The organism is Photorhabdus hindustanensis (assembly GCF_002968995.1).
Lineage (GTDB): Bacteria > Pseudomonadota > Gammaproteobacteria > Enterobacterales > Enterobacteriaceae > Photorhabdus > Photorhabdus akhurstii.
In genome coordinates this window covers 24974-47816 of record NZ_PUWT01000034.1, presented here as the reverse complement: position 1 = coordinate 47816, position 22843 = coordinate 24974, and the positions used below count along the sequence as shown (strand labels likewise).

Sequence of the window (22843 nt, the reverse complement as noted above, 5' to 3'; positions counted from 1 at the left end):
TGTTACTTTGTCACCTTAGTCGGTATCACGATTAGGTTCAGCATTTAGGGATGCTGGCTGAGCTGATACTGTGATTTCATTGGACTGTTGTGTTGACCTGCTTTCAGCCGAATCCTTTCCAATCACCTCGTGAATTTCCTGACTATCATTAATAATCAAGGAATCGCTGCCGGTGTTTTGCTGTTCAATCCGCTCTTCCGCTTGTTTATTGAGCACTAAAATACTGATGCGACGGTTAACCGGTGCGCTGGCATCTTCTTGTTTCAGGCGAACCGTTGAAGCCATGCCAACCACCCGCAATATCTTTCCTTCATCCAGCCCGCCTATCAACAGCTCTCTCCTTGATGCATTCGCCCGATCTGCGGAGAGTTCCCAGTTACTGTAACCACGTTCACCATTGGCATATTTCAAGTCATCAGTATGACCGGATAAGCTGATTTTATTGGGAATATCGTTCAGGATTGGTGCAATAGCCCGTAAAATGTCACTCATGTAACTTTCAACTTTTGCACTGCCAACCATAAACATTGGCCGGTTTTCCCGGTCAATAATCTGGATACGTAACCCTTCATCCATCATGTCAATTAACAGATGTGGGCGTAATGCTTTAAGGCGAGGATCAGTAATGATCAATTGATCAAGTTGCTCACGCAGCCTATTTAATTTGCGAGCCTCATCATTAGCTTCAACGACTTCAACCTGACGCAGAATATCTCCTTCCTGATGAAGCACATCTTCCCCCCCTCCTGGAATAGGATTAGAGCTATCACTGCTACGCTCCCCTTTATTGATTGCAACTTGTAACGGAGTACGGAAATATTCTGCAATTCGGGTCAGTTCTTGCGGGCTGGAAATTGCCAGCAGCCACATAACCAGAAAAAATGCCATCATGGCGGTCATAAAGTCAGCGTAAGCAATCTTCCATGAACCACCATGATGTTTAATGCCATTTCTTTTACGTCTTTTTACCCTAATGACAGAGACGTTACGCGCCTTCATGCTTGTTCTTCAGTTTCTTGCTGGACTGGTGCTTTTACCCGGCGAACATGTTCTTCCAACTCAATGAAAGAAGGACGATCTGTGAGGTACAGTGTTTTACGGCCGAATTCAACAGCAATTTGCGGCGCATAACCATTCAGACTGGATAACAGTGTCACTTTAATACATTGCATCATTTTAATGTGTTCACCGCTGCGTTGACGTAGCAATGTCGCCAGTGGAGAGATAAAACCATAGGCCAGTAAAATACCAAGGAATGTCCCAACCATTGCATGAGCAATCAGCACGCCAAGTTCTCCTGCCGGGCGATCTGCCGAACCCAGAGCATTAACAACCCCCATAACAGCAGCGACAATACCAAAAGCAGGAAGAGAGTCCCCAACCATCGTCAAACTGGTTGCCGGGATCTCGCTTTCCTGTTCATAAGTTTCAATTTCTTCATCCATCAAAGCTTCAATTTCATGAGGATTCATATTGCCACTCACAATCAATCGCATGTAGTCAGTGATAAAATCCATCAAATGCTTATCCTTAAGCAAACGCGGATACTGGGTGAAAATATCACTTTGCTGAGGATGTTCGATATCTCGCTCTAATGCTAAGACGCCATGCATGCGGGATTTTGCCAGCAACCGGAAAAGCAGCGCCATCAGATCCATATACATCACTTTGTTATATTTAGATCTACGCATTACCTTTGGCAAAACACGCAATGTTGCCTTAATCGCTTTTCCGTTGTTACCCACAATAAAAGCACCGATACCAGCACCAGTGATAATTAAAAATTCAGCGGGTTGATAAAGTGCGCCTAAATGACCACCTACAATCAGGTAACCACCGATTACCGCACCAAAAACTACGATATATCCTAAAAATACTAACACGCGATATCCTTTAGCTAAGTTGGCGAGCGGATGGGAAGTTGAACAGTCTGAATCCAGAATGGTTGTGGTTTCAATACAGGTTACAGGAGAAAAAGTACTAATCTGTAACCTGTAGGAATAATTTTCCATTTAAATTCACACTGCGTGCTGAGCAAGTCCATCCAGCAGTTGTGAATTAGTATCGGCAGACTGAGAGGAAAGTTTACGTTTTTTTACTGCACGTGATGGCGGTTGGCAAAGGCTGCAAACAAAGCTATTCACAGGTTGATGAGCATGAGTAATAAAAGTTCCACCACAGGTACGGCACTGTGAAGGTTGCAACATGCCACTGTCGACAAAACGTACCAGAGTCCAGGCACGAGTCAACGCCAAAACCGGGGCGTCTCCTTCAACAGGAGGACATTGTTCAAGATAGAGTCGATACGCTTTAACAACAGCTTCTACACCTTCACAATAACCACTCTTGAGTAAAAAACGGTAGGCATTATAGAACATCGATGAATGAATATTCTGTTCCCACGTCATAAACCAATCTGTTGAAAAAGGCAGCATCCCTTTGGGCGGGGGACTCCCCCTCAATTCTTTATAAAGCTTAATTAATCGCCCTCTGCTCAATTGCGTTTCACTTTCAAGCATCTGTAACCGTGCCCCCAAAGTGATGAGTTCCATCGCCAACTGTATATCCTTAGCTTCTTGAACTATACTTTTCTCGGCCATCTCTTATGCTCTTTTTTTCACTGACGTATCGTCTTTCGAAGATAACTTCTGAAACAAATGAGTAGATAACAAAATGCCTGTATGTATTTGTTGTAAATCATCCACACGAGATTCCCTAGTAAGCTGCTGAATAGTTTCACTGTCTTCGAACCGGAAATTACAGACTAATTGATTAGTCTCAGCGAGCTTGACCAACTGAGGTAATGTCAATTCAGACAACGTATCAGCCATAGAATCACTAATACCTAAACGGAACATCGCTGATGCTTTTTCATGGTTAATTAATCGCTGAGCTAAAAGCAAATACGATAAATTTATGTCATAAATATGTTTGAGCAATTCAACCGTACTCATTTCTCTATCCCGTCCGATTACATTAAAAAATCAGTTAAGTGTTCGAAAAACCACTCGTGACAAAATTCCTAAAATAGCTTAGGGATTAATAATCTCTTACATAACTAAAATATACAGGCTTAGTCAGAGCAGTAACCATCCTTTGTATTACTTTTGATTCATCCAACTTCAAAAATATTACGGTAGTGAGCTACAAAAGTATTATTGCGTTACCTGATATAACATTTTTCATTGGCGATTAAGAATATTCTTAATGCGGAACAACTTTACTCCTGAATCATCAACTTATACAACGGAAAGAGGGCGCAATTTTAAATACTATGTGACATAACTCACAAAAACAAGGGCTTTTAATATGCATTTAATCGATGAATTGCTCATTAACCATTCAAACAATTAAATAAAATCCGAATTCTCAATTTTAATAAGTTAAATTATCTAAATAAAAATATTAGATATATTTTTTGATTTTATACGATCTATTAAACTTATAAATTTAAAATAACGATAAAAAATCCTATCCTGAGTCAAACTAACACCACAAAAGACAGTTTTATCCTTGAGTAACAAGTGTAAACAATAATCTTATTCTGAGATCCGGCATCTCCATTTGAACGATAAAACAGATTAATTTTATGTAAAATTTAGTTGCAAAAAAGATACTGGTATGATCACTTTTCGTTTAGATTTGTTCTTTTTTTTAACCAAAAGACTTAACTAAAAATGTATACCACTACGTGCAGATAACACTAACCATACAAAAATAGCATAAAATACAGTAAGATAATGAATAAAAAAAACAACTATAACAACATTTTATTGATTGTATAACAATCAATATCCAGCATAGAGATGGCTAGAAAAATCGGTCCATTTCGACTCCTGACAACCAAAATAGCAGCAAAAATCATTAGAAAAATTTATTAAAAATAATACTTCATAATATAATAATATGCAAAATCCTTCTATTGATTACTTTATCTTTTTTATCTTTAATCTTCATGCTTCAAATTAACTATTAATTAAATTTACTCATTGTCAATATATATATTTAAAAAACATTAGACATTTTAAATGGATTGAATATGACTTATTATCCTTAAAGTCTTCTTTAAAGTTCCATAAGTGATAAAATGCCAGAAACAAAATTTCAAAATTACACAAATATATAAATTTATTAAATATCTATCATAACTTTAATTAGCACCATGTATATAATACAAGAAATGGATAGTTTACATATTAATATTTAAATAAAAAATACACACCATTTCTGAACTAATCAGTTCTTATAATACAAACCAAATGAAATATTAAAAGTCATTTTTTTCATCTTTCATTATTTCATATGATATTTACGATCATCATCCCAAAAACACTATTTGAACATATAAAGAACATAGCTAATGACGTCACTAATGTATATCACAAACATTATTTTTTTATATGATAAGAATAGATAAAAAAATTAACTGCACAGGAAAAAAATAATTAATTGACATTTATTGCAAAAATAATCAATAGAAATAAAAATCAATATCATTTCCAACCAGAATAATGAAATTAATAATTATTGGTAACAGAAATACCCTGATATTTCATGAAAAAATGGAGTAAATAGAATTTTGATAAAAAATTTATTTTCCCATATAAATAGTAATGATAATTTTCCAAGTAATTATAATTATTCATCAAACATGACAGTTAATGCAACAACCGATTACAACCTAACCTAATCACAGAAAATACTCTCAGAGCAAAGACACTAAACCCAATAGTTCATCAAACAAAAATGGAATATAGCTATCGAGAATCATTATCAATTATGTAATCAATAACACTGGAAATGTCCCTGTTTTTTGGACAAAACACATCCTTTATGCGAACAATATATGAACATAAAATATTTGAGAAGGTAACAATTCAATACACTAATCTGGCTGAAATAAAACTCGACAATCAGAATCATTAACTAAAAAAACAACAAACACTAATATATATATCTAATAAATCAAAAATGACACAAGCTAGCTCTTCCAACACTATAGAATATCCAATATTTTTAATACCTCATTTATAATGTTCTTCCCAGGAACTGTTTAATCCATTTTATCCCAATATAAAAAACTAAGAAATATCACTCATCAGATCTTGTACTAGTAAACGAATATTTTGTACCAGAAAGAATGGAATAAAAGCTCAGCCAATCAACATTGAAAAAACATTACCAAAGTTCAAACTTGCCGTTATATTCAAGCACTTGATAATACTCCCTCTCGCTCTCTTCTCTTAACTACCCCTCATTTAACCCCCTTAAGTTCTTATCAAGGCTGGTAATATCTATCACTTTTTTTGCACTATCTGCACCTTTGCTAACAAAAACTCCTACATCAGCGGATCTCAATACCATAGCACTATTAATGTTATCATCAAGAAACCAACCGTATACCCGTTCGTTTGCAACACAAGATTTTTACGATGCGCAATTTAAATATCAATTTGATTTCATTTCTCAAGATTTCAGTAGCCATCAGCTCTGTTTGTTAGAATGCTAAAATAACTTTGAATTCTAACCCTACATCACGACAAATCCTGACACTAATAATAGTGTTACCCTTGGTAAGAACTCTTGCTACAGCTCCACTGTCTCTTAATACAGAAATAACAGGGACTACACTCCTCTCTACTGGCTCAGGGAAAGTTAGTAACTCCTGTAATATCATCACTCTTTTATCACCATAAAGATGACCAGCGTTTTTACTTTGTTATCGGATAAATATCGAACTGTTAAATTAATGCCCTAAAATCTTGTCTGATGGTAACCATTGGCTGCTTCCATTATTTTTTCACGACATTCTTCATCAAGCAGAATTATTATCTATTTTACTCTTATATAAGAACAAACTTAGATCATTTCTTCTACTTAGTCTTTGAAAATAATTGATATTTTCACTGAAAATTCTGAGCAGTAACGAGCAACTGATGGCAAACCAAATTAAATATCAACTCATCAATTTTTCTGTACCCACGAATGATACCTATATCAGGTTTATCACAACTAAATTCTGGCACAAGGATAACAATGTTAACAATCAATCCAGCAACAGTAACCAAGGCTAAAAATACCGCATCGAACGACTTTTACTTAGTACAGCCATTAACTAACAATATCATCCAAAACTATTACTGGTATAAAGCAAGTTTGTAATCAACTTGGCTTACGACCAAACGCAATCTGAAATCTACAGTCAACGATAAATTTAATTGTAACAATAGTAACTAATTTGACTAGGATCGACAAAACTACACAATGCAGTACTGTCACCACCGTTCTAATCACAATCTGAACAGTTTTGTTTGTAATTTATCCTTTCCAAAATCACCAGCATATAAATAAAAGTATCACAGGCGAAATATTCACCTTAATTATTCGTAAAAATAGCGCTAAATGGTTTCTTAATTACACGTTGCCTAACCGGGAAAACACACCATAGGCAACGCTTTGTTTGTTTCTTATGACGAACCACCATTCGTCAATGGTGATTCTTTACCGAACTAGTGATTTCTGTTTTATGCAAAAGATTTTCAGATCGGTGGTTCAGAAGCAATTTTCCAGTTTATTGAGCTAACGCTCTTTTCCAGACTTATGCGACAAACAATGGCTTCTATCTCTTTTTGCTCAGCCAGTGTTGCTAGCACTTCAGCACGCACTTCAAATTTTCCGGGTTGGACCCTATCAGCGAAACTCAGTGATTGTAACCTCACAGCTACGCCATTGAGAGCCTGTAATACTAAAGTTCTGACCAGAATTTCGTCATCACTGTCACACACTACGTGAATTTTATAACACTGTACCGGATCAATGGCTTGCTGCCTGGGCTGTAAATTAATACGTTGTGCTGCTTCACGTAACAATATATTTGCACAAAGAATAATCGCGGTTGCTATCGCGGCTAGCCAATATTGCCCAAGACCACACAGCACACCAATTCCAGCCGAGCACCATAGGGTTGCTGCGGTATTTAATCCACGAATATTCATGCCTTCCCGCATAATGACGCCAGCACCAAGGAAACCAATGCCTGAAACAACTTGCGCAGCAATACGACCGGCACTATCGGGTGAAGTTGTTATTGAACTGAGGATAAAAACTGCTGCACCAGTCGCAACTAATGCATTAGTTCTTAAACCGGCCATACGTTGGCGCCATTGGCGTTCAGCACCAATTAATGCACCAAAACACATAGCCGATAATAAATGAAAGACAAAAGGAGTTATTAACATGACATTCTCCATACAACCAAATGGATAAATAATCATGTGCATTTATTTTGCACACAGAAATGTATGCTGAATGTTTAATTCAGCCCTATTTTCTGTCCATACCAGGAGGTAACAAAGCGTAAATATATAACAGCATAATAAAAACCCAATATACTATCTTGGTTACTTAACTAAGTACCAGATAACGCTATTTTTTGAGTAAGTACAGCTCAGATATTTTGAGTAGCACTGCCCGCTTTATTTGGCAAGCAGCAAATCAGAAGGGATAAACAGCTTGCCGTTTTATTGTCTATTTAACTGAAAACTTTGACTGTCCAATGGTTATCTCTCCAATAAAATTTGCACGAAGTATAATCAGGAGTAATTAATAAGTAAAGAAAGATATGACTCTAACCAACAAAAAGCCCACCGCTATAGAAAGTAGCGACAGGCTTAAAAAATCATCCAAGCAATCAGATAGCTGTTACGTTTGCTGCTGCTGGACCTTTAGCACCATTTTCAATGGTGAATTCTACGTTCTGGCCTTCTGCCAAAGTTTTGAAACCGTTACCCTGAATGGCAGAGAAGTGAACGAATACGTCTTTGCTACCGTCAGCTGGGGTGATGAAACCGAAGCCTTTAGACTCGTTGAACCACTTCACTTGACCTTTCATTTTGTCAGACATTGTGACTTTCCTATATATCAAAAAAATTTTGCCACCATTGGGCATGTATTGGCCAGTTATATCAGCTATTACTTATGGAGGCACTAAGAAGGAAACGCGTCAACAAAGGCTATCTGAGGATAACACTTACACATAACTCATTAACTCAAGATGTCGTACATAAAGTAGGTCTGTTTATCAGGCCGGCTGCATTAACTCATGATAGAAAAGGAATAGCAACCTTTTTATGCATTGGTTTTTTAAAAAAAATATTTATGCTCACTATTAGAACAACAATTTAACAATTAGAGTTACTCGTTATAAATTTTTTTGATTTATTCAACCATTATCTTAATGAAAGCATTAATGTTAATCTCAGTCAATAACAGTTGGCAGATTAAAATAAGACAACTGATCTACGTAAGATTACCTACCCCATGCTAACCTTAAAGACAAATAGTTATGAAAATATTTCTCTTTTCCTTTGCTTAATCAGGTCAATATATGAATATCATTAAACAGATACTGGTTCAGGATCTTGAACGAATCAACATTGAAGAACAACGTGGTGGTAAACCTCGTTTTAACAGCCAGTTTATCAGTAACCATCCTTACCTTTGCCTGGCTATGCTTGTATCCTACCTGCTTCTCGCGGCACTTATTTGGTACTCCCCATATTTTAGTTCACTTTCACTGCTAGCCTTTACTGTACTATTCATTATTATGTCAGCGATTTTATTATTCGAAATCAAACCAGTGTATCGGTTTGATGATATCGGCGTACTTGATCTACGAGTATGTTACAATGGCGAATGGTTCGTCAGCGAAAAAATCTCAGATTGCGCAATCAAAGAGCTTTGTTCCCATCCCCATGTTGCATTAGCAATAAAAGATGAAATCAAACGTATTATACAAATGAAAGGTGAAATTCATTTTTATGATGTTTATATCATAGCATTTCCTGAACAATCACATATAACAACATCGTTACCGATCATGGGTAGTCGATAATGAACAAAAGTACTCAATTTCAGTAAAATAGTACAGTTATAAGGCAATACGCTCATATGACAAACAAATAACAAAATAGTACGCTTTTTTGCGTTGACAATGTTTCCATTGATCGCTAGTATTCGCCCCGTTCCCAAGAACGATTCCTCCATAGTTCAGTCGGTAGAACGGCGGACTGTTAATCCGTATGTCACTGGTTCAAGTCCAGTTGGAGGAGCCAAATTCAAGTCTAGAGATGCTAAAGAGGATCTCTAGTGTGCATGAAATAGCTAGAAAAAGTAGTTAACATGCAAAAAGCCCAATGTGGATTGGGCTTTTTTCTATATAAACAGCCACACATTCGTGAGCACCAAGCCAGTTAGTCCAAAACTACCTTGTAAGTTTTCTCTTTAGATTTATGCAATATATTCGCTTCACCAACAAATGATATTTCGTAATGAATTTTCACTAGGCCATTACCTATATAATTAAAGAAATCAATTCCACCCGGTTGACTATCGGCATTTTTTTCAGGATTAATTACAGCCAATTTGAAAACATTATCTTCACCACTTTGTAAAGAATCTATCTTTAATACCAACTGCCCTGCATCCCGATCGTCAGCAGAATATCCTCTTATATGTACTGTACCTTTTTTCAATTGCTTGTCTTTAAGTTTAACATCGCTAACCGAAATATTGATGTCATACTCAATAATACTTTCACCAATTGGTCGGCCCCTACTTTCATCATACTCTTCAATGTAAGGTACTTCCAAATCGCGATGGATCTGAACCGTCTCAGAACCTTCATCAAGTTCTACAAGTACACGTTGAACAGCCGAAAATCTAGCAGTACCGCTTTCACTAACAGTATAATAAAGGCTATCATGCTTACCTTCAGTAAGGAGAGCATTTTTTACAGGCAAACTACGAATATCACCACTATTTTGTACACCAGGAACAACTTCAACATTGTTATTATCAAAAACAAATTTCAATTCATGTTTATCTAATATATTGGAATCAGTGAAAAGTACTTTAACTCCTGCTTTTATATCATCACCACTAATGACATTATCATAATACGCTGGATATACAGGTGCAGCCAATCCTACTGATTTCAATTTAAATCGATTCAGAACCGCTTTCGCTACCACACCACCACTCGCATCCGTGACTTCAGCCTCAAAACCAATTGTAGCGTTAACCTTCTGATCTGTTTTAATTTTTACTAATATTTCAAATGCTCTACTAACAGGATTGAATGCGTTATCGCTACTTACAACTTCATATTCGCCCTCATTCAAACCATTCACTACAATTTTACTTTTGTAAGTATCTAATGGTACAGAACCATCATCATCCTGTAGAACGACATATAATCGCAATGGAACGTTAAACCAATCTTTATGTGAAACCCAGTTAGCGACATCAGTATTAATTAAAAACTTCATGACTTTTCCTCATCTGTTTTATATAAATCACCAGAAAATTAGCCACTCTTTTCGGGGAGAATATTATTTGCTTATTTTATATTTAAAACTAATTTCACCTCCTCACCAACTATTTAATTTAAGATGTTTTCTGAAATAGTTTTTATTCATTTCATTTATATGTACATACAAATATATTATTAAATTGATAATATTTTAGTGCACTAGAAGTAAATGAAATTTCATTATCAATGGCAAACCCTTTAATATTCGATCTGGCGTGGATTAAATTATGATTGCCAAATCAGAGCTTAGATAACAAATTACTTTTTCAGTTAATAAGTATAAACGATAAAATCCGATAATAAATATCAAAATACAATAAGCGATCTGTTAAAACAGATAAAATAGGAAAATTACCATTAAATATAAAAAAACCATAAATAACCCAAAAATAAAATTATCTGATATATATTTGATTATATTTTCAATGCTCATGACTAATTATTTTATAAATAGAAAATATAGATGATATTTTCACCATATAATTATCATAGACAAACATCAGTTAATTCTCATACTTCTTGAACTGAAAAATTCAATCGACTAAAAAATATCACCTTGAACACCGGTTAACCAATCAAACTCAATTTTCACTTTTCCCCTTTGACAAGCCCAAAATACCCAGATATTATTCGCCTCGTTGTCAAGGACAATTCCTCCATAGTTCAGTCGGTAGAACGGCGGACTGTTAATCCGTATGTCACTGGTTCGAGTCCAGTTGGAGGAGCCAAATTCATAAGAAGCCCGCCTAGTGCGGGCTTTTTGCACTCCTAAATTCCACTATTTGCTTACAGCATAATATAATAATTCTGATCAACCTGCTTCCTATAGCATACATCTCCAGCAAATACCCCCTATTCGGCATAAAAACAGATCAATAAGTTTAGTTTGTCAGCAAACAAACCATTTTTGTTATTTTCTGCTTTGACAAAGCAAAAACATACCGTTAATATGCACCCCGTTCTTAAGGAGTTCCTCCATAGTTCAGTCGGTAGAACGGCGGACTGTTAATCCGTATGTCACTGGTTCAAGTCCAGTTGGGGGAGCCAAATTATGAGAATCCCGCTTAATGCGGGATTTTTGCTATTCTGACCTCTCTACTTAATTCTCCACTACTATTTACTCACAACATAAGCAAAATAATTCTATTCAACTCACGCTTTCAGAATAAAATTCCATCAATCATCAGTTGATTAGCATAAAAACACAACAAAAAGTGTATTTTGACAGCAAACAAACTATTTTTATTATTTTCTACTTTGACAAAGCTGAAACATATCACTAATATACGCCTCGTTGTGAAGGAGTTCCTCCATAGTTCAGTCGGTAGAACGGCGGACTGTTAATCCGTATGTCACTGGTTCGAGTCCAGTTGGAGGAGCCAAATTCATTTCTTTTTTTACCCTCATATTTTATTTTTCCCTTTGTTATAAGAAAATCCACCTCTGATTACCCTAACCTAATTGATTTAGCTGGTAATTTTGCTAAAAATTATATTCATTAATAGCTATTCGACCATTTTAGCTTTATCATCCATTCCCGGCCTGAATATGCTGAACTCAGCATCTTTCGTTCCTATCATATATACTGGAGCCGGTTTTTCATGACCACTGAATCATACACAATAAAAATCCGCCGCCCTGATGACTGGCACATTCATTTCCGCGATGGTGAAATGCTAAAAACTGTCGTTCCCTATACCAGTCATTACTTTGGCCGAGCTATCGTCATGCCTAATCTACTTTCGCCGATTACAGAAGTGGTCAGTGCCAAAGCCTATAGGGATAGAATATTGGCAGCCATTCCCGAAGGACATAACTTCCAACCTCTTATGACCTGTTATCTTACTGACACTACTGAAAGTTCTCAGATAGAAATAGGTTATAAAGAAGGCATTTTTACCGCCTGTAAGCTCTACCCTGCCAATGCCACAACCAATTCAAGTCACGGTGTCTCTGATATAAAGAATATTTATCCACTATTAGCAGTGATGGAAAAACTGGGGATGCCTCTGCTCGTTCACGGTGAGGTTACTGCTGCTCATATTGATATTTTTGATCGAGAAGCCCGTTTTATTGAACAAGTTATGGAGCCTCTACGTAACCAGTTCCCAGCACTGAAAGTTGTGTTTGAGCACATAACGACCAAAGAAGCTGCACAATATGTGCTGGAAAGCGATGACAATCTGGCAGCGACATTAACTCCACAACATCTCATGTTCAATCGCAACCATATGCTGGTTGGCGGGATTCGTCCACACCTGTACTGTCTGCCTGTGCTGAAACGTAATGTGCACCAAGAGGCTTTACGGGCAGCCGTCGCCAGTGGCTGTGATCGCTTCTTCCTGGGCACAGACTCGGCACCACATGCACAACATAGAAAGGAATCCTCCTGTGGTTGTGCCGGCGTTTTTAACGCACCATCAGCGTTACCTGCTTATGCAACCGTGTTTGAAGAGATAAATGCATTACAGCATTTTGAAGCCTTCTGTTCACTTAATGGCCCTAAATTTTACGGGCTGCCTGTCAATGAAGGCTTTATCGAACTGACTCGCAAACCTTTTCCCATCATTGAACACATCGATTGCAACAATGAAAGACTTATTCCATTTTTAGCTGGCGAAGATGCCCGTTGGGATGTGAAAGTAGTAGATTGATATAACATGGGGATAGTCATTATCCCCATTAATTTACATAGTTATCAATGCACCAACAAATTGACTCATAATTCCTAACAAAAAACCTTCTTACTTTCATTAAAAAGCATATACTAACTAATGACTCATTCGAGAATGAGGTAGTTTGCTCTTAGTCAATGATATTAATAAATAATGCAGTGATCTGATTAGGAGGTTTTATGGGCAGTAAAGATGAGGTTATTCAAACGCATCCTGTTGTAGGTTGGGATGTGAGTACCGTTGATACATATGATGCAATGATGCTACGCCTTCACTATTTGTCCTCCCAAGATCAAACACCAGAACATGTCATGGTAGATCGCACCTTATGGTTGACAACTGACATTGCAAAGCAATTGATATACATCCTCCAGGCAGGAATTGAAAAGATCGAATCTTCAGAATACAGCGATCTAAACCATACGAAACATTAATAATCTTAAACCCGGACACCCGTATAAATGGGTGTCCGGCTAGGAGACACATCAATTCATCTCAAAGATTTTGTCTGGAATACCATATCACTATATAATAATTTCGGATTAAGTTAACTTAACCATCACAATTGCCGAGTTGACTACTAATATATGGGGCGTTTATTGTGAGTTTGGCCAAACAGGAACAGGGATGTACAATAATGAAAATCTTAGTTGTTGAAGAGTGCTATTATACCCGTTCAGGTATCAGCGAATTTTTAAAGCAGAGCGATAATGCTGAAAATCTTGAAATCGTTGACTCGCCTTCAATCAACGAGGCTATAGATATTGTAACTCATTTTTCTCCTGATATCGTTCTGGCTAATTTGACACACTATTGCCATCATGCCAGTTACTGTTCCGATTTACAGAAATTTATTACTCTTATAGATAACACGCGTATATATATATACCTTAATAGCGCTTATCCTTATTGTGACAATCATATTGCATTGAAGGATAATGCTTTTATTCTGGCAAAGAAAAATCTTACCTATCTGCTTAATAAAATTAGCAAAACTACATTGCAGGAAATTCAGAGACATAAAGCGACAGTCGACCAATGTTGCTCTATCTTCAGTCCTCAAGAGCATAAAGTTATCGATTACTGGATGAAAGAAACGCCTAATTACAAGATATCACAAAAGTTAAAGATCAGTAGTAGCACAGTCTATTCCCATAAAAGACACATTACTGAAAAGATGAATGTGCGTAATAGAATTGAACTCTGCTTTATTTACAATGTATTTAAATATCTCTATTAAAGTCTCCTTTAACTAAATCGAATAAGCTGGCACATTGCTCTCTGTGCCAGCGATTAATCACATTATTCAACAGACTGTATTGAAGTACTGCTCAATCCATCCTGTAGGCGATGCCGGGATTTATTAAATATTTTAGCTCCATTTTCACGACCGGCACGGCGAGAACGCTGTTCGGTTTCCGGTAACCTTATTTCTTCTCTGCACGCTTCGCTACAACAGCCTTCAAATTTAGTCGCACACTCTTGGCACTGAATAAATAACAAGTGGCACCCTTCATTCTTACAATTAGTATGACTATCGCAAGACGCACCACATTGATGGCAATGAGCAATCACCTCATCTGAAATACGCTCTCCCATCCGCTCATCAAAGACAAAGTTTTTACCAATAAAACGTACCGGTAATCCCTGTTCCCTCGCTTTACGGGCATATTCGATAATACCGCCCTCTACGTGATAGACGTTTTTAAAGCCATTGTGCAACATATAAGCACTGGCTTTTTCACAACGAATACCACCGGTGCAGTACATTACAATATTTTTATCCTTATTATCCTGCAACATTTCCACCGCCATTGGCAGTTGTTCACGGAACGTATCAGAAGGAATTTCAATTGCATTTTCAAAATGCCCGACTTCATATTCATAGTGATTGCGCATATCGACAAATAGCGTATCAGGATTATCCAGCATCTGGTTGACCTGCTCTGCTTTAAGGTACTCGCCGGTTCTTGATGGATCAAAAGTTTCATCTTCAATCCCATCAGCCACTACTCGGTCACGTACTTTCATACGCAGAACCCAGAAAGATTTCCCATCATCATCCAGAGCAATATTCAGCCTCAAATTATTCAATGCAGGATCAACGCTATACAATAACGCCTTGAATGCTTCCAAATTATGAGTTGGCAGACTTATCTGAGCATTGATCCCTTCTTTCGCAATATAAACCCGGCCAAATACTGAGAGGTCGGTAAATTGTTGATACAAGCTGTTACGAAAAGCCAGAGGATCTAAGATATTAAAATATTTGTAAAAAGAGATGGTAGTACGAGGCTGGGTCTCCGCCAACATACGTGCTTTCAGCTCTCTATTAGAAATGCGGTTGTGTAACACTGGCATGGTGTACTTTCCTGAATTTCAAGTCATAAAATAGGGATGTATAAGTGATAGCCTCCGCTATCAAGCGTAATATGATAACGAAAATGATTTTCAACGAGTAGTCATTTGTAACGCAGCGATAGGAAATCAGTGGTAAAACGGGAGGCGCCCCTCCCATTAGTCGAGCATGCAGCCCTTTGCACACAAGTAATAGGATAGATAAGTCAAACAGCCGACAACCCGCAGGTTTAACTGGCAGTAACTTAATCCTTATCAGGGCTGGAACCAATCATCAGCGCTTTCCCATGTCTCCTGTAGAATCTCTTCAACGGCTTTCCTGTCATCAGGATTGCCGCCACGAACAGATAGCCCATCATGACTTGCCAGCTTTACATTGGTTTTAATATCAGGCCATCGACGTCTAAGACGCTTATCCAGTTCTTCTGCAAGCGCAGGGACAGCACCTTTTGGCAGTTTTTTAGATTTATCGATAGTGACTTCTACATGCATAATTTTTCCCTCCACAAACAACACTGTTCATATAAACAGTAGTATTATCTACATGAATTGTAAATAGCTCTGTAAAACTATTTTAATTTTTATTTATCAGTAAATTATGAACTACCATTCTTCCACCAATGGCAAAACGGGATAATAAATAAGCATACCACCATCGACTAAAATTGAGATCATAAACATTTCACATTTGAAAACTTCGATATCCCGTTAAAAAATGTCACAATAGAGGAACTATTTTTTCCATCTTATTGGAACTATAAAAACCCGAGAATCCATGATACAAGCACCTTCTTTTCAACGTTCACTACTTCATCCCCGTTATTGGCCTACCTGGTTTGGTATCTGTCTGCTTTACTTACTGGTTCTGCTCCCCTATCCCGTTATTTACTGGATAGGCACTCGTCTGGGCAGGTTTTCTATGCGCTTTCTGAAAAAACGAGCCAAAGTTGCCGAAAGAAATCTTGAGCTATGTTTTCCTGATATGTCACAGGAGAAACGCGACGCACTATTAATAAAAAACTTCGAATCCGTCGGAATGGGAATATTTGAAACGGGTATGGCCTGGTTTTGGCCTGACTGGCGGATAGAACGCTGGTTTAAAGTGACTGGGCGAGAAAATATTCAGAAAATTCAAACTACCGGGCAAGGAATTATTGTTATTGGTATCCACTTCCTGACGTTAGAACTCGGCGCCCGTATTCTCGGTTTGCTCAATCCAGGCATTGGCGTCTACCGCCCGAACGATAATCCGGTTATGGATTGGTTACAAACATGGGGACGACTGCGCTCCAACAAATACATGTTGGATAGAAAAGATGTCAAGGGCATGATCCGCTGCCTAAAAAACGGCGAAATTGTCTGGTACGCTCCCGATCATGATTACGGCCCGCGAAAAAGTGTATTTGCACCGTTATTTGCTGTTGAACATGCTGCAACAACCACCGGCACTTCAATACTTGTACGTCTCGCTGATCCGGCAATGATCCCATTTACCCCCCGTCGTCTGCCTGACGGAAAAGGTTATGAATTGATTATTCAACCAGCAGTAGCAGGATTTCCAAAAGACGATGAAGTAAAAGCGGCTGCTTTCATGAACAAAGTCGTAGAACAGGAAATTTTACAAGCACCTGATCAATACATGTGGTTACATCGTCGTTTTAAAACCCGACCCAAGGGTATGCCTTCTCTATACGGGCAAGCTGATAAAGTCCATTAAATTCATTAACGGCTGCTTCTTCACCCAAGAAGCAGCCATAATCGCTTTCTCATACCATACAACCCAATAATTGACTATCTCATTTCAACGCTGAGGTTATACTTTTTAATTTAATTTATTTCTAATTTTTATATAAAAAATAAGGAGTAATCTAATATTTCCGAATAAATACTAAGTTGACAATCAAATCACTTTACTTTTCCTACATTTCACTATTACCGTTAATATCTAGCCCTTAAAAAGATGTCTTATATATTATAGTTATTACTTAATTTATTATTTTAAAATATTTTTCCCATAAAAATACATTGAATATAAATAGAAGTAAGTCAATAGGCTTCATCCTCATTTTAACCTATCAATTATGAGAAATGAGATTTATGTCAGATTTTACTCTGAAAAGTGGAATATAAGTAAGAGATATCCTACTTGTTAATAAAATTGACCGGAAAATATGTTAAAAATATATTAACAAGACATGACATCATTTAATAAAAACGTGGCTTTTTTGTCTACTCTAAACCTAAATTTGAAAGAGCTTTTTAAAAGCTTTATTTGTCACACACACCGCACTCTTGGAGTGTAGTCTTATAGGAAAACTTAGATGCAATCCTCCATTAACAATACAAAAACCAGAACTTTTTTTGGGCATCCTTACCCATTAAGTTCTTTGTTCTTCACAGAAATGTGGGAACGTTTCTCTTACTACGGCATTCGGCCACTGCTGATCTTGTTCATGGCTGCAACCATCTATGATGGTGGTATGGGTATTCCCCGTGAACAGGCCGCGGCTATTGTCGGTATCTTCGCAGGTAGTGTTTATCTGACCGCACTGCCCGGTGGTTGGCTGGCGGATAACTGGTTGGGTCAACGTCAAGCAGTCTGGTATGGCTCAATCATTATTGCACTAGGGCACCTGTCTATCGCTCTTTCCGCTTTCTCGAGTCATCACCTGTTTTTTATCGGTTTACTACTGATCGTATTAGGAACAGGGCTGTTTAAAACCTGTATCACCGTGATGGTCGGCACACTGTATAAAAAAGATGATCCACGCCGTGATGGGGGATTTTCCCTATTCTACATGGGGATTAATCTCGGTTCCTTTATCTCTCCATTAATTACCGGATTATTAATTCAAGACTATGGCTGGCATTGGGGTTTTGGTATTGGTGGGCTAGGAATGCTAGTTGCCCTACTGATATTCCGCTTCTACGCGGTTCCCCTGATGCGCCGTTACGACAAAGAGGGTGGATTGGATTCAAACTGGGATCGCCCTACAGTCAAACGTAAAAATGTCGGCAAATGGGTTTTTACCGCTATTCTCTCTATGATGGCGATCATTGCCCTACTTGCCCTCGGTATTATTCCATTTAATCCAGTGGCCGTGGCCAGCACGATGGTCTATGTCATCTCATCCTGTGTAACACTTTACTTTATCTATCTGTTCCTGTTTGCTGGTTTAAGTGGTAGTGACCGTTCCCGTCTGTTAGTTTGTTTTATTCTGTTAGTATCCGCTGCCTTCTTTTGGTCTGCATTCGAGCAAAAACCAACCTCATTTAACCTGTTTGCCAATGATTATACTAACCGCTTAATGATGGGATTTGAGATCCCAACAGTATGGTTCCAATCAATCAACGCACTATTCATTGTCCTACTGGCCCCCATATTCAGTTGGCTCTGGCCTGCGTTGGCCAAAAGTAATATTAACCCAAGCAGTATCAGTAAATTCATTATTGGTATTCTGTTCGGTGCCGGTGGTTTTGGTTTGATGATCCTAGCGGCCCAGAATGTATTAGCAACAGGTGAAACTGTTTCTCCACTCTGGCTGGTCGCAAGTATTCTGTTGCTGACACTCGGTGAACTGTGCCTTAGCCCAATTGGGCTCGCAACGATGACGATACTGGCCCCATCCCGAATGCGCGGTCAGGTAATGGGCTTGTGGTTCTGCGCAAGTGCACTGGGTAATCTGGCTGCTGGCCTGATCGGCGGGCATGTACGCGCGGATCGACTGGACAGCCTGCCTGATCTGTTCTCCCGTGTATCTTTGGCTCTAGTTATTTGCGCAGTCGTATTGATGATGTTAGTTGTCCCTATTCGTCGCTTGCTTAACAATGCTGATAAATCAGAAGCAAAAGCTCAATAATATCGATAATCAGCATAAAGCCATCTTATGATTCAGATGGCTTTATGCCCTTAACAACAAATCCATCAATGCACTGCCGTTATGATTGATGGCTTAACTATCTGTTTCACATTCAATGACTCCGCTTGATATGCATGATTACGCACATCCCATAGTTCAACGGCATGCTGAATATTCAGCCAAAACTCTGCGGTGTTCCCCAAAGCCGCTGCCAATTTGATCGCCATAGGAACGGTCAGCGAACCTTTATCATGCACAATCCTGCTTAATGTATTACGGTGAACACCCATAGCTTCCGCAAGCATATTAATTTCAATATTCAAAGGCGCCAGAAACTCACTCACCAATATTTCACCCACTGTCGCAGGGCGACGTTTTGTATTTCTCATTATTATTTCCCTCAGTTTAATAGTTATGAGGATCCAGATATGTATCAACTGCAATACCATCAATCCATTGAAAAATAAGCCTGTATTGCCTGTTTACTCTTATTGAGCACCATCCCCTTAAATAACCATTTAAATGTTCAAAATGGTTTCCCGGAGGGATTCTTAAATCAGCTTCTTTAACCGATGCATCCAGAATTTGTAGTTTTCTGTATAACGCACGCTGTAAAGATGCAGGTATGCATTTGTGCGGTAAATCCTGTTCGTAAAATCTTTCTAGCCATCTATCCTTGAATTCAACAGCCATAACATCCTCGTTGTTTGTATATTACGCACAATCATATTGTGCATCAAGTCATAAAATGCTGAAAATATCATTTGGCTTTACGCAACCTGGCTGGAGTACAACCATAATGTTGACTAAATGCAAAGGTAAAAGCTGACTGGGAGGCATAACCAGACAGAAAAGCAATGTCAGCCAGAGTCCTATCACTGTAAGCCAACAGATTGTAGGCAAATTCCATTCGGCACATTTTTAAATAAGCCATTGGACTCATCCCTGTCGCCATAAAAAGTTTACGACGCAAGGTACTGGCAGATACTGCGCAAATATCAGCCATATCCATCACCGTCACTTTCTCATGCAGACGCCCAACAAGCCCCTGATGCAGTTTGACTATCAACGTTGAAGACGAGCCTACTTGTGGTAGTTGAGCAAGCAGCAAACGGGCAGCATCAGCGTGATTAGCGGGTGGCTGAGGGTAATCATGCAACCACTTAATAAGAGCAAGGGCAGAATCAGGTAAGGGTTGCCAGAAAGAATCACTATGTAATTGATTAAACAGTGCCGAAGGCAACTCCAGCACCAATTGCTGATTTTCACCACTAGCGAAAAAGCTGTGTTTCGCATCCGGTGGGATCATAACAACATTTCCAAAACTAACGGTACTTTGTTGTCCTTCTACGTTTAACTCAAGTTGTCCGTTATAGCCAAAAACGAACTGCCATAACCCTTGGTGGCTATGGCTAATTGTTTCAGCAGAATACTGGCGTAAATGTAATGAAGGTAATTGAACAGCCATATTTATTGTCGCTGATTAAAATACACTCCATTTATTCGACAACAAAATAGCGTGGTTTACAATAATTTATGACCATTCGGGACAGGAAGAGTAAATTCTGCGATCACCACCGCACCATTTTCATCCATACTGCCGGTTAACAACACCTCTGATTTAACACCAGCAATCCGTTTTGGTGGAAAATTGCATACACAAAGCACCTGACGACCAATTAATTGTTCAGGTATGTAATGCACAGTTATCTGGGCGCTCGAGCTTTTAACGCCCAACTCGCCAAGATCAATTTGTAATTTATAGGCAGGTTTGCTGGCTTTAGGATTCAATTCTACTGAAATAATTGTGCCAATCCGCATATCGACTTTCTCAAAGTCAGCCCACTCGATTTGTTCCATATATTCTTCTCCTTTAGTGCGAAGTGATTATATTCACATGCTATTGGAGAAAATTCTTTCGAAAGAGCGTCAATAATTGTCGACAAACTGCCTATTTTTTCCGACAGGTCATTCACTTCACTATCGAGTTGCTTTAAGTCACGGTTATTCCCGATCAAAAAAGTTATCTCTGGTCATACCGTTATTCTCTTTAACACGCGCAGCACGTTCAATATCCTGACGGATTTTCTCATTGACACGATCATTAAACTCTCGACTCTTCCGATTAGATTCATCTTCTCGTAACTGCCTTGCCAGTTCCCGTTTCTCCGCCGCTTGATTATCTGCAATGAGTTCATTCACATCCCAATACCCGGATTTAAGATTTTCCCGTTTTTTTAAATACTCCTCAGATGGCTTATTATCAACCGGAATATCACTTTTGTAATCAAAATTTGAGGCAAATACCTGGAAAGAAATTGCAGATAAAACAGCAAAAATGTAACGCGATCCTTTAATCATCCTATTGTCCCTCTTCAAAACCATAACTTCGCACAACCATTAAATAATTATTGCCAATAGGAATCAATAATATTTAGGCACAACAAGCGGATTATCCATATCAGGTTTATATTTTATTAAAATTGAGCTTCCACCAGCCCGGTAAAAATTAACCCGCCAAAACATGCGGGCTATGAGTCATTAATAAAATTAATCCAGAAGTACAAGACAATTAAATCGATTTTCCTTGCCGATAAGCCAGAGCTACCGCCAAAGATTGCACTAAACACAACGTAGCAGACTGAGAACGGAATGCATCCACCTGTGCTTCTTTAACCACAAAACAAACATCACTAAAACTGGCAAGCGGGCTAATCTGGCTATCGGTAATCACAATCTGTTTTGCCCCGGCTTTCGCCGCCCGTTCACTGACCATCAGGGTTTCTTCTGCATAAGGGGTAAAACTGATTGAAACGACAACATCTTTTTCCCCAATTAAATTAATCTGCTCCCTGAACATTCCTCCCAAACCATCCACGAGTAAAGGGCGACATTCCAAGTGGTTCAATGCATAAGAAAGATAAGCCGCCACACTAAAAGAACGGCGCAGTCCAATAATGTAAATATTCTTAGCTTGAGCCAATAAGTCTACGGCATTCCTTAAATCTTCAGGGGCCGTCCTGGCAGCTAGCTGTTGCATAGCCTGCACATTTGAACGAGCAAATTCCTGCAAAATATGTTGAGGGTCTTCCGGTGGCTCCTGTTCGCCATCCAACGCCCTAAATAACCTGGCCCGGTCTGCATAACTGGCGGTTTCTTCCACCATATGCATACGGAATAGCTGTTTCATTTCATTAAAACCACTGAAATCAAACGCATTAGCGAAACGAATTAATGTTGATGGAGGAACATCAGCTTCTTTGGCAATCACAGCAACAGTATCAAAAGCGACACTATTGGTATTATCCAGCACATATCGAGCTACTTGTTGCAGGCGTTTACTCAATTCACTATAGCGTGAACGGACTTGTTCTTGAAATTCATTCAGATTCGATGCGACAGACATAAATCCCCCATAAAATTTATCGTCGGCAATTGTAATCGTTTTACAGTGTAAGCTGAATCATATTTCATTTTTATAGTTAAAAATGAAATACATAATCCATTCATTGTAATGATTTATTATTATCACTATATTGATTAACATCTAATTAATCACCTAATTATCGGTAATTCAT

Annotated in this window: 21 protein-coding genes and 4 tRNA genes; 10 read left to right on the top strand and 15 right to left on the bottom strand. The window is 38.2% G+C overall.

What is annotated here, in order from left to right; genetic code table 11:
* Window positions 1-15 precede the first annotated feature (15 nt).
* From motB to cspE, 6 genes are all read right to left on the bottom strand, one after another.
* The gene (motB, locus tag C6H66_RS13650) at window positions 16-999 is read right to left on the bottom strand and encodes a flagellar motor protein MotB (RefSeq protein ID WP_105395861.1); all 984 of its coding nucleotides are present in this window, start codon (window positions 997-999) and stop codon (window positions 16-18) included.
* Complete coding sequence (gene motA / locus C6H66_RS13645) at window positions 996-1883, bottom strand: flagellar motor stator protein MotA (protein ID WP_105395868.1); 888 nt, start codon at window positions 1881-1883, stop codon at window positions 996-998. Before motA ends, motB begins: the two co-directional genes overlap by 4 nt.
* A 135-nt stretch (window positions 1884-2018) precedes the next feature.
* Entirely contained in the window at window positions 2019-2600 is a 582-nt protein-coding gene (gene flhC, locus C6H66_RS13640) for a flagellar transcriptional regulator FlhC (RefSeq protein ID WP_036807309.1), read from the bottom strand.
* A gap of 3 nt (window positions 2601-2603) precedes the next feature.
* Complete coding sequence (flhD, locus tag C6H66_RS13635; protein WP_036775787.1) at window positions 2604-2954, bottom strand: flagellar transcriptional regulator FlhD; 351 nt, start codon at window positions 2952-2954, stop codon at window positions 2604-2606.
* A 3585-nt stretch (window positions 2955-6539) separates the two neighbouring features.
* Window positions 6540-7238 (bottom strand): MgtC family protein, encoded by a 699-nt coding sequence (locus tag C6H66_RS13625; RefSeq protein WP_046396340.1) that lies wholly within the window; start codon window positions 7236-7238, stop codon window positions 6540-6542.
* 452 nt (window positions 7239-7690) lie between these two features.
* Entirely contained in the window at window positions 7691-7903 is a 213-nt protein-coding gene (gene cspE / locus C6H66_RS13620) for a transcription antiterminator/RNA stability regulator CspE (RefSeq protein ID WP_010847246.1), read from the bottom strand.
* Between the two features lie 483 nt (window positions 7904-8386).
* On the opposite strand from cspE, the gene C6H66_RS13615 reads away from it, so the two are divergent.
* Both C6H66_RS13615 and C6H66_RS13610 read left to right on the top strand, forming a co-directional pair.
* Window positions 8387-8893, top strand: coding sequence for a YlaC family protein (locus C6H66_RS13615; protein WP_046396339.1), 507 nt, complete (start codon window positions 8387-8389; stop codon window positions 8891-8893).
* Window positions 8894-9037: 144 nt separating this feature from the next.
* Window positions 9038-9113 (top strand) — tRNA-Asn (locus tag C6H66_RS13610).
* 138 nt (window positions 9114-9251) lie between these two features.
* Here the strand turns inward: C6H66_RS13610 and C6H66_RS13605 are convergent.
* Complete coding sequence (locus tag C6H66_RS13605; protein ID WP_046396501.1) at window positions 9252-10328, bottom strand: hypothetical protein; 1077 nt, start codon at window positions 10326-10328, stop codon at window positions 9252-9254.
* Window positions 10329-11024: 696 nt separating this feature from the next.
* Here C6H66_RS13605 and C6H66_RS13600 point away from each other — a divergent pair.
* The 6 genes from C6H66_RS13600 (at window position 11025) to C6H66_RS13575 (ending at window position 14287) form a co-directional block, all read left to right on the top strand.
* Window positions 11025-11100, top strand: a tRNA-Asn gene (locus tag C6H66_RS13600).
* Between the two features lie 243 nt (window positions 11101-11343).
* A tRNA-Asn gene (locus tag C6H66_RS13595) sits at window positions 11344-11419 on the top strand.
* A 259-nt stretch (window positions 11420-11678) separates the two neighbouring features.
* Window positions 11679-11754 (top strand) — tRNA-Asn (locus C6H66_RS13590).
* A gap of 219 nt (window positions 11755-11973) precedes the next feature.
* Entirely contained in the window at window positions 11974-13026 is a 1053-nt protein-coding gene (gene pyrC / locus C6H66_RS13585) for a dihydroorotase (protein ID WP_046394399.1), read from the top strand.
* Between the two features lie 200 nt (window positions 13027-13226).
* Entirely contained in the window at window positions 13227-13481 is a 255-nt protein-coding gene (gene bssS, locus C6H66_RS13580) for a biofilm formation regulator BssS (RefSeq protein WP_036775794.1), read from the top strand.
* A 203-nt stretch (window positions 13482-13684) separates the two neighbouring features.
* Complete coding sequence (locus C6H66_RS13575) at window positions 13685-14287, top strand: response regulator transcription factor (RefSeq protein WP_036775796.1); 603 nt, start codon at window positions 13685-13687, stop codon at window positions 14285-14287.
* Window positions 14288-14349: 62 nt separating this feature from the next.
* Here the strand turns inward: C6H66_RS13575 and trhO are convergent, their stop codons facing one another.
* Together trhO and C6H66_RS13565 are read right to left on the bottom strand one after the other, a co-directional pair.
* Window positions 14350-15408, bottom strand: coding sequence for an oxygen-dependent tRNA uridine(34) hydroxylase TrhO (trhO, locus tag C6H66_RS13570; protein WP_040152358.1), 1059 nt, complete (start codon window positions 15406-15408; stop codon window positions 14350-14352).
* A gap of 252 nt (window positions 15409-15660) precedes the next feature.
* A complete protein-coding gene (locus C6H66_RS13565) occupies window positions 15661-15897 on the bottom strand; it encodes a DinI family protein (RefSeq protein WP_046394398.1) in 237 nt (78 codons plus the stop codon).
* A gap of 283 nt (window positions 15898-16180) precedes the next feature.
* Here C6H66_RS13565 and C6H66_RS13560 point away from each other — a divergent pair, with 283 nt between their 5' ends.
* Window positions 16181-17122 carry a Kdo(2)-lipid IV(A) acyltransferase gene (locus C6H66_RS13560; protein ID WP_105395859.1) on the top strand — a complete coding sequence of 314 codons (942 nt, stop codon included), beginning with the start codon at window positions 16181-16183 and terminating at the stop codon, window positions 17120-17122.
* A 604-nt stretch (window positions 17123-17726) separates the two neighbouring features.
* A complete protein-coding gene (locus C6H66_RS13555) occupies window positions 17727-19265 on the top strand; it encodes a peptide MFS transporter (protein WP_105395858.1) in 1539 nt (512 codons plus the stop codon).
* Window positions 19266-19330: 65 nt separating this feature from the next.
* Here C6H66_RS13555 and C6H66_RS13550 read toward each other — a convergent pair whose 3' ends face one another.
* From C6H66_RS13550 to C6H66_RS13525, 6 genes are all read right to left on the bottom strand, one after another.
* A complete protein-coding gene (locus C6H66_RS13550; protein ID WP_046394395.1) occupies window positions 19331-19654 on the bottom strand; it encodes a HigA family addiction module antitoxin in 324 nt (107 codons plus the stop codon).
* Window positions 19655-19670: 16 nt separating this feature from the next.
* Window positions 19671-19958: a type II toxin-antitoxin system RelE/ParE family toxin gene (locus tag C6H66_RS13545; RefSeq protein ID WP_046394394.1), complete on the bottom strand. Its 288-nt coding sequence runs from the start codon at window positions 19956-19958 to the stop codon at window positions 19671-19673.
* A gap of 67 nt (window positions 19959-20025) precedes the next feature.
* Window positions 20026-20733 (bottom strand): helix-turn-helix domain-containing protein, encoded by a 708-nt coding sequence (locus tag C6H66_RS13540; protein WP_105395857.1) that lies wholly within the window; start codon window positions 20731-20733, stop codon window positions 20026-20028.
* 56 nt (window positions 20734-20789) lie between these two features.
* The gene (locus C6H66_RS13535; protein WP_046394392.1) at window positions 20790-21125 is read right to left on the bottom strand and encodes a tRNA-binding protein; all 336 of its coding nucleotides are present in this window, start codon (window positions 21123-21125) and stop codon (window positions 20790-20792) included.
* A gap of 144 nt (window positions 21126-21269) precedes the next feature.
* On the bottom strand, window positions 21270-21626 hold the full coding sequence (locus C6H66_RS13530) for a hypothetical protein (protein ID WP_046394391.1): 357 nt from the start codon (window positions 21624-21626) through the stop codon (window positions 21270-21272).
* 211 nt (window positions 21627-21837) lie between these two features.
* Window positions 21838-22671 (bottom strand): MurR/RpiR family transcriptional regulator, encoded by an 834-nt coding sequence (locus C6H66_RS13525; RefSeq protein ID WP_105395856.1) that lies wholly within the window; start codon window positions 22669-22671, stop codon window positions 21838-21840.
* Between the last annotated feature and the right edge of the window lie 172 nt (window positions 22672-22843).